Raw genomic sequence first — 14,643 nt, forward strand, 5'->3', positions numbered from 1 at the left:
AATAGGCAGCAAATCATTCTCTTTATTTAACCAAGAAACCAGCTAAATGATAAAATATATCATCGACAGGCCGATTTTTGCCTCAGTAATTTCAATATTAATAGTATTAACTGGGGTAATTGGCCTTATAAGATTACCAGTAGCTCGATTTCCAGACATTGCTCCGCCAAGTGTAAGGGTGGGTGTTTACTATCCGGGCAGTAACGCTGAAACCCTAGCCACATCGGTAATGACGCCATTGGAGGAAGCCATTAACGGCGTTGAAAACATGACCTATATCCGTTCAAAATCAACCAACTCTGGACGGGGTAGTATCAATATTTATTTTAAACCAGGAACTGACCCTGATATGGCGGCAGTAAACGTCCAAAACAGGGTTTCTGCAGTTACCGGTGACTTACCACCTGAAGTGGTAAAAGAAGGCCTTTCCGTATTGAAGCGGCTTACTGGTAATATTATGACCATTAATATTTTTGCAGAAGATGAAGACAGCCCATATGATGAAACCTTCATCCAAGGATTTTCTAGAATTGATGTAAAAAGGGAACTGTTGAGGGTTGAAGGAGTCGCTCAGGCCTCCTTTGTGGGAAGGAGAAATTACTCCATGAGAATCTGGTTGAATCCCGAAAAACTGGCTCTATACGGCTTGGTTCCCCAAGATGTGGTCAGTCAAATCAATGACCAAAACTTTGAGGCTGCTCCAGGTAAATTTGGAGAAACTTCTGAGGAAGTTTTTGAAACAGTAATCAAACACAAAGGTAGATTCAACACGCCTGAACAATACGAGAATATTGTCATCAAATCCAATAAAGATGGTTCTATCCTTTACCTAAGAGATATCGCGAGAATTGAATTGGGAGCTACCAACTTGGCCAGTGACAACACAGTAGATGGAAGGCCAGCAGCCACCATCAATATTACACAGACCAACGACTCCAATGCCAAAGAAATAGATGAGAAGATCAGGAAGGTAATGGAACGTATTTCCAAAAACTTCCCTGAAGGGATCACCTATAATATTTCGTATTCGGTAAGGAATCAGATAGACGAATCCATGGATCAAGTACTTCACACTATTTTTGAAGCATTTATCTTGGTATTCATAGTGGTATTTATCTTCCTTCAGGATTTTAGATCCACTATTATTCCAGCTATTGCCATTCCAGTCTCCCTTATCGGGACCTTCTTCTTCTTACAATTATTAGGCTTCTCCATAAATGTCCTGACCATGTTTGCCATGGTATTGGCCATCGGTATAGTAGTGGATGATGCCATCGTAGTGGTAGAGGCAGTACACCATAAACTGACGCATGACCGACTACCAGCAAAAAAGGCGACCATCTCGGCCATGAAGGAAATTTCTTCCGCTATTATCTCGATTACCATAGTGATGGCGGCTGTATTCGTCCCTGTTGGTTTCTTGGAAGGTCCTGTGGGAATGTTCTATAGGCAATTCGCCTTTACCTTGATATTCGCCATCTTAATTTCTGCTGTCAACGCCCTTACGCTAAGCCCGGTACTTTGTGCGCTAATCCTAAAACCTGAAAAGGATGTTAATGAGGAGGATTTACCAAAAGTAAAAAGGGTGCAAAAAAGGTTATTCACTGCTTTTGAAACAGGCTTTGATTCATTCACGCATAGATATGTAAAGATTGTCAAATGGTTTTTGGTAAAAAGAACAGTGGCCATTTCAGGTCTAGTATTAATACTGGCCCTAACGGTAATTCTGTTCAAAAACACACCGAGCGCCTTTATCCCTTCTGAAGATGATAGTTTCTTGACCTATTCTCTTGTGATGCCTCCTGGATCTTCATTGCACAGAACCAGACAACCATTACAACAGGCTGACTCAATACTTAGAAATCATCCGGCAGTATTAACAGTAAACAGTGTTTCAGGCTTTAATGTCATAGAAAATGCCCGAAGTCCATCTTTTGCTATGGGGTATATTTCCTTAAAACCCAAATCAGAACGAGGTAAAATCAAAGACCTTGACGCACTTAAGACTGATTTGATGCGCCAAATGAGGGACATTGACGAAGCCAAAATCAACGTATTCTCCCGACCTACAGTTCAGGGATTCGGGGAATTCAATGGGCTTGAAATGGTTATCCAAGACAGACTTGGTGAAAGCTTCACTGAATTCAGTAAAACGGCAGATGACTTTATCCAAAAATTAGTAGCTGCTCCTGAAATAGAAGATGCATTTACTAGCTTCAACGCTAATTACCCTCAGTACGAAGTAGATATTGATTATGTAAAGGCCAAAAGTATGGGAGTTGAAGTACAGGACATGATGCGTTCAATCCAAAGCTATTTTGGACGTGTTCAATCCGGTGACTTCAACAAGTTTGGAAGACAATATAGGGTTTATATGCAGGCGGACGTAGCCTATCGCGAGGATCTTCAATCCATGGATGCCATTTTTGTGAGGAACAACAAAGGTGAGATGGTTCCGGTCAACACTCTTATCACCCTCAAAAGGGTATATGGACCAGAAATCGTGAACCGATACAACTTGTTCAATTCCATTACGATCAATGCAACTCCAGCTGAAGGCTACAGTTCCGGAGATGCCATGAATGCAATTGAAAAACTGGCTGAAACAGAATTGTCAACCAATTACAGCTATGAATGGACAGGAATGAGTTTGGAGGAAAAAAGCTCCGGAGTACAAACAGCTGTAATCTTCATTCTCAGCCTGGTGTTTGTCTACTTCCTCCTTGCCGCACAATATGAGAGTTATTTCCTCCCTTTTGCTGTACTGCTATCCCTACCTTGTGGGCTTTTGGGAGTGTTTGTAGCGATCAATTTGGCAGGAATCAACAATAATATATACGTACAGGTAAGTTTGATCATGCTCATTGGACTATTGGCCAAAAACGCCATACTCATAGTTGAGTTCGCCAACCAAAAACGTAAGGAAGGTTATTCAATATTTGAAGCAGCAGTGGAAGCGGCTAGATTAAGGATCAGGCCCATCATCATGACCTCCTTTGCATTTATTGCTGGTTTGATTCCATTGATGTGGACAGAAGGTGCTTCTGCCATAGGCAATGAATCGGTGAGTGTAGGTGCAGCCGGAGGAATGTTTGCAGGAATGATCCTGGGGATTTTCGTCATCCCAAGCCTATATATGATCTTCCAAATCGTCCATGAAAAAGTAAGTGGGAAAGTAAAGCAACTTGAACCAGCTACAGCATAATTATGAGAAACAAAGTAGATAAATATAAATCAAGGCCACTTTCATCCATACTGATCCTATTCTTAGGTATTTTAATTTTGACAGGATGTAAAGCTGGAAAAAACTATGTCAAACCGGATCTCAGCTTGCCGGCTGCATTTAGACATGCAGACTCTATTCAAGTAGATTCAGCAGCTAAAAAAGATGCTGTTCAAAACATCGGCGAGTTGTGTTGGAAGGAATTCTTTGAAGACAGCATATTGGTCAACCTGATCAACAAGGGGATGGAAAATAACCTTGGCCTTAAGCAAGCCAATGGGCAAATGGAAATTGCAGAGGAATATCTAAAAAAATCCAAAGCCAATTTCTTTCCTGAAATTGCAGTGGGACCTAGCTATGAATCCCGAAGGTTTTCGGAGAAATCCTATGCTAGACCCAATAACAAACATTATGAAGGAGTAGAAAACCCTCCTTCACAATGGTTTTTGGAGCGTTCAAGAAACATGTTTTCCATGCAGTCCAGTTGGGAGATTGACCTATGGGGGAAATTCCGAAGGGAAAAGGAATCAAGCCTTGCCAAATTGGTACAGCAAGAGTCCTTCCAAAAGGCAGTAAAAACAGACCTTACTGCTCAAATAGCAACCGCTTATTATAAGTTGATGATGCTAAAGGAACAGTTGGATGTGGCCGAATTTAACCTTAGGCTGAATGACTCCACCTTAAGCATCGTTGAACTCCAATACGCTTCAGGTATGGTTTCTTCACTGGCTATAACGCAAACAGAATCCCAAAAACTGATTTCCGCATCTTTGGTTCCACAAATAGAAAAACAAATTGCTATCCAAGAAAACAACCTTAGTGAGCTTCTGGGTGAATATCCAGGAGATAAGTTTCTGGTAAAAAGAGATCTGGCAGACATCAGACTATTAAGCGAAATTGCCGTTGGAGTTCCAATGGAATTGGTCAGGAACAGACCTGACGTCATTGCTTCCGAGATGAGCCTTGTCTCTGCCAATGCGGACGTAGGTGTTGCCCAGGCCATGCGCTACCCCTCCCTGAAAATTGGAGCGGACGTAGGTTTTGATGCCTTAAATGCAGGAGACCTATTTAATCCTACAGCCTTATTTGGCAGATTTGTAGGCTCCTTAACACAGCCTATTTTCCAAAACCGAAAGCTTAAAACCAATTATAAGGTATCACTAATAGAAAGGGACAATGCAGAATTGGCCTTCCGAGAAAAAGTCCTAGGAGCAGTTACGGAAATCTCCAATAAATTGATCAGCATTCAAAAAGCGGAAGAGGAGTATGATATCGCCAAGCAAAGGTTAAAAAACTCCAGAAGAGCAGTAAGGGATTCTTATTTGCTATTTAGTAGCGGTTATGCGAATTATCTGGAAGTCATCAATGCCCAAAGCAATGCTTTGGAGACAGAACTATACATGGTCGATATAAAAATGCAGTTGTTAATGGCCAATATAGAGCTGTACAGAAGCTTGGGTGGTGGCTGGAAATAATTAAAAAGACATATTTAAACCAACTATATGCCCCGGGATTCTACTTTGATCCTGGGGCTTTTTTTCAATCTAACTTACGCGGAGATAGTACAGCTTAAAAGTTTAACCGCAAAGGCTACAAAGAAAGCGGAGAGCCTCACTCTTCCATCATACTATCCACAGATAAAAAGGATAAACACAGATTGCATCATAGTCATGGTCTCTCTATTTTGAATAGAATTTGTAAACGGTCTAATACTGTCAATCCCCACTAACCCCATTTTAATCCGTAGTTCCATATTTTAACGCTTGATCATATTATTATTAACTAAACAAAAAGCCCTGCTTTTCAAGCAGGGCATCAGTATGGTTATTAATTAATGGTTTATTATGATATTATAAGCTCAATTCATTGAACAATAATTTCTCTTCTAGTCGGTGTTTTTCCTGATTCACCAACACTTTTTTCAATACCTTTTTGAATCTTATTTCTTCGTTGACAATTTTAAATATCTTTTCTAAATATTCTTTTGCAACCGATTCATTATTTTTATAAAACTTCAAAGAAAAGCTTCTTTTCTCATGGATATTTTCCAAATATACTTCCTTAGGTTGTCCTGCAAGAACGATACCTCTGAACAATGCATAGTGATCAGCCAAATCAGCCTCTAAGCTGAAATATATAACCTGAAAACTTTTATTTGAATTTTGAAAATTAGCAAAATCAAAAGCTCCCTGACCTTCTACTTTAACAGCATCATGCTGATCTAACCAATCAAAAACATTAATGTCAGATTGATCCTGAGCATTATTTCTGATTACAGATTTAAAGCTGAAGGTATTTGGTGCAAGTGAAGTATTATTATAGTTAGAAGCTGTAGCTGTCATGATATTTCTTTTTATAATGTTATTAGTTGTTTGATTTTGGCTGAGTTGATTTTGATCAACAACAGTAGTTTTTGGTGTCACTTGGTAAATAGTCCTGCATTCGCTGTGTTCCCATCTTTCTTTTAATTTATAGGTCCTTTAATTGATTTAGGCAGGATTTAGCACCTTTTCTCCCCTCCTTCCAATAAGAAGGTTCGAGAGGGATAGGTTGCTATAGGTTCTCAGAGCCTGATCTCTCCCCTATTCTTTATAAATTAGTTACTTACCTAAGAGGCTTTTCACTAATAACTTTTTCAAAGGTAAAACATTTTTTTTAATTTACTAATATCCCTATAGATTTTGTAGGGTTTTATTTTTCACCTTTTAAAATTCAGACAATCAAAACCTAAGCCACATTCGAATAAACCCCATTTCCATTGATTTTTAGGCTAAAAAATATTTTTCAAATCAAGGAAATATTTTTTTTCAAACCACCTTATCTGGAACAAAGCTTCAATTATACTTGGTCTTGAAATTCAAAATATTTAGGCAATACTTGAATCAGTGCATGTTTAATCCCATTGAGTAAATAAGAATAGATTAGTGATTTTGCAGCCGGTTCCTATTTATGCACATTTTTAACTACTTTTGTGGGAATCATTTTATATCCTCTTGAGATGTAAACCCTAAACCCAAATAAACCGAAGAGAAAAAGTTAATGAGAAACATTGAACTTGTAGAAGTAAGGTCAGAATTGGCAGCAGGAACCCGTGGAGCTAGTCTCGGAATAGATGCACTAAAAATTGCCAGCTTGGACAAAAAGTCTAACTTTTTCACCAAGTTTGATCCAATCAGTGTGCCAGATGCCAACAATTACCTTTGGAAGGACAATATCTATCCAAACGCAAAACACATTGACGGAGTCTATGAAGTGATCAAAAATGTTCATGACACCATAAAAGACCTAAGATTGGAAAGAAAGTTTCCTATCATTTTGGCGGGAGATCATTCTACTGCTGCTGGAAGTATTATGGGAATCAAATCAGCCAATCCCGAAAAAAGACTAGGGGTAATATGGATAGATGCACATGCCGATATCCACAGTCCATACACCAGCCCTTCCGGAAATATGCATGGAATGCCCTTGGGCATGTGCCTTCAGGAAGACAACCTTGCCAATAAAATAAAGTCTCCCTCTGAAGAGGAAATTCAATATTGGGAGAAAATAAAAAAGGTCGGGGGAGATTTCCCCAAAATAAATGCGGAAGATATCGTCTATATTTCAGTTAGGGATACCGAGGAACCTGAAAATGCCCTGATCAAGAAACATGGGATCAAAAACTTTTCCACTGAAGAGATCAGAACAAAGGGAATTTCTAGAGTTGCCAATGAGGCCTTGACCATACTTAAGGATTGTGAGCAAATCTACATTTCCTTTGATGTAGACAGTATGGACAGTAATATTTCTAAAGGAACAGGTACTCCGGTGCCGGATGGGCTAAGTGTAGATGAAGCCATCCATTTAAATGAAGAATTGATAAAAGATAAAAGAGTTTGTTGTTGGGAAATCGTAGAAGTCAACCCAACCTTGGACTCAGAAAATGTCATGGCAGAAAACGCCTTTGATGTTTTGGAGTCTATGACCAATTCATTGGTAAGCAACTTTTAAGTATAAATTATATAACTAAGAATGACCATTCAGAAACAAATTCTCCAGGCTATTAGCCAAGCGTTTGCGGCCACCTTCGATCATCGGGTGGATGCTGAATCAATTGCTTTACAGCCAACCCGTAAAGAGTTTGAAGGGAATTACACCTTTGTCATGTTCCCCTTCTTAAAATTCACCCGGATGAAACCAGAGGAAAGCGGTGAAAAAATCGGGCAATATTTGGTAGAAAACTGTGAAGTGGTCAGTGGCTATAATGTGGTGAAAGGTTTCTTGAACATTTCTGTTGATGAACAGTCTTGGCTGGATGTATTTCAGAAATTATATAAAAAGGAAAATCTGGGCCAGCTTCCTGCAAAGGGAGAAAAGGTCATGGTAGAATTTAGTTCTCCCAATACCAACAAACCCCTTCACCTTGGCCATTTGAGAAACAATTTCCTTGGCTTCTCTATTTCTGAAATCCTAGCAGCCAATGGTTATGAGGTAATCAAAGCCAATTTGGTTAATGACCGGGGCATCCATATATGTAAATCCATGGTTGCCTATCAGCATTTTGGAGACGGTGAAACCCCTGAGTATGGGGGATTAAAAGGAGATCACCTTGCAGGAAAGTATTATGTACTATTTGACAAAGCCTATAAAAAGGAAATCCAGGAGCTCATAGAAAAAGGGCTCAGCGAAGATGAGGCTAAAAAACAGGCCCCTTTAATGCTGGAAGCTCAGGAAATGCTCAGAAAATGGGAAGCAGGAGATGAAGCTACTGTAAGCCTTTGGAAGACCATGAACAGCTGGGTTTATAAAGGGTTTGATGCTACCTACACCAAAATGGGAGTGAGTTTTGACCAATATTATTATGAGTCCGACACCTACCTATTGGGAAAGGACATTGTAGAGGAAGGTCTTGAAAAAGGTGTTTTCTTTAAAAAAGAAAATGGATCTGTATGGGCAGACCTTACCGATGAAGGTTTGGATGAAAAACTGGTATTGAGAGGCGATGGCACCTCGGTTTATATAACCCAAGATATGGGGACCGCAGACCTAAAATACGATGATTATAAAATCAACAAGTCTGTTTATGTGGTCGGCAATGAGCAGGACTATCACTTTGATGTACTTTTTAAAATCATGAAAAAGCTTGGTAGACCATATGGTGAGGGGCTATACCATCTTTCATATGGCATGGTGGACCTCCCTACTGGCAAGATGAAATCCAGAGAAGGTACCGTAGTAGATGCTGACGACCTGATCCAGGAGATGATCGATACAGCTGCCAGCCACACCAAAGAACTTGGAAAAATTGAAGGTTTTACGGAAGAGCAAGCTGCAGCGCTTTATGAAATGCTTGGACTTGGGGCTTTGAAATACTTCCTGCTTAAAGTGGATCCTAAGAAGCGTATGCTTTTCAACCCTCAGGAATCTATTGAGTTCCAAGGTAACACCGGGCCTTTTATCCAATATTCCCATGCAAGAATCGCTGCCATTCTCAGAAAAGCAGACCAAATTGAACTTTCTTACCAATCTGAGGCTTTTGAAGGTCTAGGACAGGTTGAAAAAGCAGAAAAGGAATTGATTATCCTGCTAAATGATTTTGAAAAGAAAATCAGCCAGTCAGGTGAGGAATATTCTCCTTCTATCTTGGCACAGTACTTATTTGATTTAGCGAAGGAATACAATCGCTTTTATGCAGAACTTCCTATCTTTAGTGAGTCGGACGAAAAGGTACGCAGCTTTAGGGTAGCCCTTAGTGCCCAAGTTGCAAAAACATTAAGCGTCGGCATGAAGTTATTAGGTATCAAAGTCCCAGAAAGAATGTAACTATGAAAAACTTTATTTTAATGATGGCTGTGGCAGTACTAGTTGCTTGCAGCGCAAAATCAGAAAACTCAAAATCAGTTGAATCTTTGACAGAAACCAACGAACAAAATGCTGAAAAGACCTTTTATGATTTCACTATGACGACCCTTGAAGGGGAGAAAATAGACTTTAGCCAATATAAGGGCAAAAAGGTTTTGGTAGTTAATGTAGCCTCCAAATGTGGTTATACTCCACAGTATGAAGATTTGCAAAAACTAAATGAAGAATTTGGTGATAAAGTGGTCATCCTTGGATTTCCTGCCAACAATTTTGGAGGACAGGAACCCGGAACCAATGAGGACATCAAAAAATTCTGTACTTCTAATTATGGGGTTACCTTCCCAATGTTTGAGAAAATTTCAGTAAAAGGAGTGGACAAGCACCCACTTTACAGATGGCTGTCTGACAAGTCACTCAATGGCTGGAATGACCAAGAGCCAACATGGAATTTCTGCAAATATTTCATCAATGAAAAGGGAGAGCTAAAACAGTTCTTCCAATCCAAGGTGAATCCTATGGATGATGAAATCATTAAACTTATAGAAGCCTAATCAAATCCAATTTTAAGGTGCTTCAAATTCCATTGGAGCACCTGTTTTAATTCCGCCCTGCTACCGTGGACAATAATTTATCAAGCAAAAAGCAAGCATGGCTCCATGCCATCAGATTAAGAACCCTTCCTTTGGCTTTAGCCAGCATTTTAATGGCCAGTTTTATTGCTTGGTCTCATGAATTATTCAAATGGGATGTTTTTCTTCTAGCAGCATTGACCACCACCCTGCTCCAGATCCTTTCCAACTTAGCAAATGATTACGGTGACAGTGTGCACGGTGCCGATAGCGATGACAGGGAAGGACCTATCCGGGCAGTTCAGTCTGGTATTATCCAACCCAAAGAAATGAAACAAGCCATGATCCTTTTCGGAGTATTGAGCTTTATATGTGGCTTGGCCTTACTTTATGTTTCTTTGGACAGCTGGGTAATATTCTTCACCTTCATTGGAATAGGATTATTATCTATTTTTGCAGCAGTTAATTATACTTCCGGAGCAAACCCATATGGTTATATGGGACTGGGAGATATCTCTGTATTCTTATTTTTTGGTTTAGTAGGAGTGCTGGGCACCTATTTCCTGCACACTATGAGCTTCTCAAAAGCCTTGCTCCTACCAGCTATTTCCCTTGGCTTTTTCAGTAGTTCCGTTTTGAATATTAATAATATCAGGGATATTGCTTCAGACCAATTGGCAGGAAAAAAATCCATCCCCGTAAGAATCGGTAGAAAAGCAGCCGTGAGATACAATTGGGCATTGGTCATTTTAGGCAATCTTTCTTTATTACTTTTCGCTATTATTGAACAAAGCTATGGAGGCTTATTAGCCCTTTTGATCAGTCCCTTGATGATCAATATTGCTTATAATGTAGACAAAAAGACCCAGTCCAAGGAATTGGATCCATATCTCAAAAAAATGGCGATTTCTACCTTATTTTGGGTTTTGGCATTTGGTATTGGCTTGGTGATTTTCTCTTAATCAATCCTCCAATTCATGTTTTATTGTAATGGAACAATATTGGCTCTGAAATACAATATTATCTATTAAATTTTTGTATTTTATTGTTTTAAAGCCAATAACCATAAAAAATTCACCATGAAAACTATTTTAGTACCATTTGATTTTTCAGAAGAAGCCGAAAATGCATTTGATTTTGCCAAAGAACTGGCAACAATCACCCAAGCTCATTTAAAGTTGCTTCACGTTATTGAAATTCCCTCTGCCCAAAACTTTAACACAGTTGGTGAAGTGGGACTTGGTGGCGATGATATCAACAACATCTTTGTAATTGAATTAGTAGAAAAAAGGAAAAAGCAAATCAAAGCCATTGAAGAGGAAAACAAGGACAAAGCCTATAAGTTTTCTACAAAAATGATATTTGGCAATCCATACGCAGGCATTTCCAATGAGGTAGCTGAAATAAAAGCAGACCTTATCATTATGGGATCCAAAGGATCCAGTGGATTGGAAGAATTGCTTATAGGTTCTAATACAGAAAAGGTAGTAAGGCATGCGACTTGCCCCGTAATAACCATCAAGGGAGAAATAAGCCCAAATAGTATCAAAAGCATTATATTTGCCAGTGACTTTTCGGAAGAAAATGAGGCCATCATTCCTCATTTGAAAAAGCTCCAGACTAATGTCAATGCACAATTACACTTGGTAAAAATCAATACACCCAACTCATTTGAAAGCAGTAGGGAAAGTTTGGCAAAAATCAATAGTTTCATCGATAAGCTTAAGCTGAAAGATGTCAAAGTTGAAATTTATAATAGTGATTCAGAAGAGGATGGAATCATCCAGTATGCAGAAGACAACAATATAGATATGATTGCAATGGCTACTCACGGCAGAACAGGCTTTATGCACCTTCTGAGTGGCAGCATTGCAGAAGATGTCGTCAACCACTCCAAAAGACCGGTTTGGACGATGAAAATCAAATGACAAATTATGGGGAGAAAAAAAAACAACGATTGGAAAAAAAGGGATGGAGTAGTTTACTCCACCAATGATGAATTTGAATATAGTGACTTCAACCAAGGTAATGAAGGCACTCTCCCACCCCAACAGCAAAACTTAAAAGTTATGCTCGACAAAAAAGCCAGAGGTGGCAAGCAGGTAACCCTAGTTGCGGGTTTTGTTGGAACGGAGGATGACCTAAAAGAACTAGGCAAACTGCTCAAAAACAAATGCGGTGTGGGCGGTAGTGCCAAAGATGGTGAAATACTTATTCAAGGAGATCACAGGGACAAGGTCTTGGAAATCCTTAAACAAAACGATTATAAAGCAAAAAAATCCGGCGGGTAAATAAAAAAGGAGTGGTTCACCAAACCACTCCTTTATTTAGTTTAAAAAATTGAACCACAAACTAAATTCAAAACACTTAAGAACCACCAAAAACATTTTGAATCAATTGTAAGACGCGTTTAGCTTAAGCTACGAGTTATAAACAGCTTTTGGATTTCACCGAGCAAGTATATTTTTCACCTTATCATTATTTATAAGAGTTTTAAATAGCGGGATATTTATCCCTTCATAAATCCAAACTAAAATTCACCTGCGTACATAATGTCAGAACCAAAAAACATTTGAAAAAGAACCATTATAAGGTTCTGCTCAAAACAATAAGGCATTATGATCCAATTCAGACTTTTAAGCTTGTCCCATCAAACAACCGATATAACGATCAGGGAAAGGTTTGCCTTGAGCACCACTGACATCAAGGAGCTTTTGACTTTGTTAAAATTAAACCATAAAATTTCTGAAAGCTTTGTCCTGTCCACCTGTAATAGGACTGAAATCCTTTATGTGTCCGAGGAAGATTGCAACAAGGAGATACTAACTAATTTGTGCAAAGTAAAGCATCAAAACCTGACATTGGCCCAAGAAATTTTTACCTCATTACAAAAAGAAGAAAAGGCACTTACTTATTTATTCAGGGTTTCAAGTGGTTTAGAATCTCAAATATTAGGAGACGCGCAAATAATTTCGCAATTCAAATCAGCCTATGAACTGGCAAAGGAAACCGAAACAGCAGGAACTTATATTCATAGATTAATGCATGTAATTTTTGCTGCCAATAAAAAAATAGCCAGTCAGACAGGCTTTCGATCAGGCATCAGCTCTGCTCCCTACGCAGCGGTCGACATGATTTCTGAGTATCAGAACATGCTCAAACTCCCAAAGATTGCTGTCATTGGCTTTGGTGATATGGGCCAAAATGTATGTCGTCATTTGATCTCTCAAGGCTGTAATGACCTGACTGTCATTAACCGCTCACAAGAAAAATTGGAGCTTTTCAATCAAAAAAACAAAGCCAATATTCAATACATGCCCTTTAAAAATATCAATGAGGCAATAAATAAGTACGATATCATTATTTCTACCGTCAGTGTTCCAGCCCCAATAATTGATCAAAGTCATTTTGAGAAACATTCAAATGTTTTCAAGGTAATGGTGGACATTTCCATACCGCGCAGCATCTCACCTGAAATAGGGAAAATACCAGGAATGGTACTTTTTGACATGGATGACATCAGTCAGGTAACCAACGGAACCTTTCAGAAAAAAAAGGCATGTATTGGTAAAGTGGAAATGATTCTTGAAGAATATATTGCTGAATTCCTCAACTGGAAGCAGGACAGCAAAAACCTTGAAGTGATCAGAAACATGAAAACGGCATTACAGGCCATGAAAATGGAAGAACTAGACAAGTTTCAAAGACAAGGCCAACTTGAGGAGCGAGGTGATTATGATCAGATCATGGATTCAATGATTCAAAAAATCATCAAGAGGACCGTGGTAACCATGAAATCATTGAAAAATGATAAAGAGAAACATCTTTACAATTCCATGATAACACAGACATTTCTTTAAGGATTTGTTAATTTTCATCAAAAATCATTTCGTTTTTTTGGATAACAACGATAGCTGTTTAAATTTGTGATCAAATCATGAACAGCACTATCAAACATATCTCCATCCTTCCACTTTTTGCAGTACAGCATACTGTTACTGTTCATCATTTCCATCATTCCTCTTAAGGAGGAATACTATTTACATATCGCCCCAGTGGCTGTGCGATAACTGTTTGTGCGGCCCGATTGATTCAGAGAATTTCTAAAAAGAACTATTCATATTTGTATCTTTATTTCATGGAAAATATTATTCGCATAGCCGTCCAAAAAAGCGGCCGATTAAGTGAAGACTCATTACGCCTCATCAAAGAATGTGGCATCAAATTTTATAATGGCACTGGTAAGTTAAAATCCACTTCTACAAACTTCCCTATTGAATTTCTATACTTAAGGGATGATGATATCCCTGGTTATGTAGCCGACGGTGTTGCTGATTTAGGTATCGTTGGCGAAAATGAACTGGTAGAAAAAGACAAAAGTGTTGACGTGCTTAAAAAACTTGGTTTTTCTAAGTGCAGATTATCATTGGCCATTCCAAAAAGCCAAGAATATCCAGGTCTTTCCTATTTTGAAGGCAAAAACATCGCTACTTCTTATACTAAAATCCTTGGTGATTATTTAAAGAAAAATAATATCAATGCTGAAATCCATGAGATCAGCGGCTCAGTGGAGATTGCTCCTAGCATCGGCCTGGCTGAAGGGATTTGTGACATTGTCAGCTCAGGTTCCACTTTGATGATGAACGGTCTGAAGGAAGTAGAAGAAATCTTTAAATCCGAGGCCGTATTGATCAGCCACAAAGGATTGAGTGAGGAAAAAATGGCGATTGTAGAAAAACTTCTTTTCAGAATCAATGCTGTTCAAACTGGAAAGAGCAATAAGTATGTTTTGCTGAATGCGCCGAATAAATCACTGGATAAGATCATCTCACTGATCCCCGGCATGAGAAGCCCTACCATCTTGCCATTGGCCGAGGAAGGTTGGTCTTCCGTACACTCTGTATTGAGCGAAGATCTTTTCTGGGAAAACATAGAAGAGTTGAGAGCTGCCGGGGCCGAAGGTATATTAGTTGTGCCAATCGAAAAAATGGTACTTTAATTCGAATCACT

General features: G+C 38.9%; 11 protein-coding genes and 1 riboswitch. Of the genes, 10 read left to right on the forward strand and 1 reads right to left on the reverse strand.

Features of this window, described 5'->3' with window-relative positions:
* Positions 1–46: 46 nt before the first annotated feature.
* Positions 47–3,205: an efflux RND transporter permease subunit gene (locus KMW37_RS01520; RefSeq protein WP_215222833.1), complete on the forward strand. Its 3,159-nt coding sequence runs from the start codon at positions 47–49 to the stop codon at positions 3,203–3,205.
* Between the two features lie 2 nt (positions 3,206–3,207).
* The gene (locus KMW37_RS01525; RefSeq protein WP_215222834.1) at positions 3,208–4,698 is read left to right on the forward strand and encodes an efflux transporter outer membrane subunit; all 1,491 of its coding nucleotides are present in this window, start codon (positions 3,208–3,210) and stop codon (positions 4,696–4,698) included.
* Positions 4,699–5,073: 375 nt separating this feature from the next.
* Here the strand turns inward: KMW37_RS01525 and KMW37_RS01530 are convergent, their stop codons facing one another.
* Positions 5,074–5,646 carry a hypothetical protein gene (locus tag KMW37_RS01530; RefSeq protein WP_317195541.1) on the reverse strand — a complete coding sequence of 191 codons (573 nt, stop codon included), beginning with the start codon at positions 5,644–5,646 and terminating at the stop codon, positions 5,074–5,076.
* A gap of 43 nt (positions 5,647–5,689) precedes the next feature.
* Positions 5,690–5,821, reverse strand: a riboswitch (SAM riboswitch).
* 441 nt (positions 5,822–6,262) lie between these two features.
* On the opposite strand from KMW37_RS01530, the gene rocF reads away from it, so the two are divergent.
* From rocF to hisG, 8 genes are all read left to right on the forward strand, one after another.
* Positions 6,263–7,213 (forward strand): arginase, encoded by a 951-nt coding sequence (gene rocF / locus KMW37_RS01535; protein ID WP_215222835.1) that lies wholly within the window; start codon positions 6,263–6,265, stop codon positions 7,211–7,213.
* Positions 7,214–7,234: 21 nt separating this feature from the next.
* The gene (gene argS, locus KMW37_RS01540; protein WP_215222836.1) at positions 7,235–9,025 is read left to right on the forward strand and encodes an arginine--tRNA ligase; all 1,791 of its coding nucleotides are present in this window, start codon (positions 7,235–7,237) and stop codon (positions 9,023–9,025) included.
* Between the two features lie 2 nt (positions 9,026–9,027).
* Positions 9,028–9,615 (forward strand): glutathione peroxidase, encoded by a 588-nt coding sequence (locus KMW37_RS01545; RefSeq protein WP_215222837.1) that lies wholly within the window; start codon positions 9,028–9,030, stop codon positions 9,613–9,615.
* A 65-nt stretch (positions 9,616–9,680) separates the two neighbouring features.
* The gene (locus KMW37_RS01550) at positions 9,681–10,595 is read left to right on the forward strand and encodes a 1,4-dihydroxy-2-naphthoate polyprenyltransferase (RefSeq protein ID WP_215222838.1); all 915 of its coding nucleotides are present in this window, start codon (positions 9,681–9,683) and stop codon (positions 10,593–10,595) included.
* Positions 10,596–10,712: 117 nt separating this feature from the next.
* Entirely contained in the window at positions 10,713–11,561 is an 849-nt protein-coding gene (locus KMW37_RS01555) for a universal stress protein (protein ID WP_215222839.1), read from the forward strand.
* Between the two features lie 6 nt (positions 11,562–11,567).
* Positions 11,568–11,924: a translation initiation factor gene (locus KMW37_RS01560; protein ID WP_215222840.1), complete on the forward strand. Its 357-nt coding sequence runs from the start codon at positions 11,568–11,570 to the stop codon at positions 11,922–11,924.
* Between the two features lie 327 nt (positions 11,925–12,251).
* Positions 12,252–13,493 (forward strand): glutamyl-tRNA reductase, encoded by a 1,242-nt coding sequence (gene hemA, locus KMW37_RS01565; RefSeq protein ID WP_215222841.1) that lies wholly within the window; start codon positions 12,252–12,254, stop codon positions 13,491–13,493.
* Positions 13,494–13,771: 278 nt separating this feature from the next.
* Entirely contained in the window at positions 13,772–14,632 is an 861-nt protein-coding gene (gene hisG / locus KMW37_RS01570) for an ATP phosphoribosyltransferase (RefSeq protein WP_215222842.1), read from the forward strand.
* The last annotated feature ends 11 nt before the right edge of the window (positions 14,633–14,643 follow it).

Origin of the sequence: Echinicola shivajiensis (genome assembly GCF_018642165.1) — a bacterium.
Taxonomy (GTDB): domain Bacteria; phylum Bacteroidota; class Bacteroidia; order Cytophagales; family Cyclobacteriaceae; genus Echinicola; species Echinicola shivajiensis.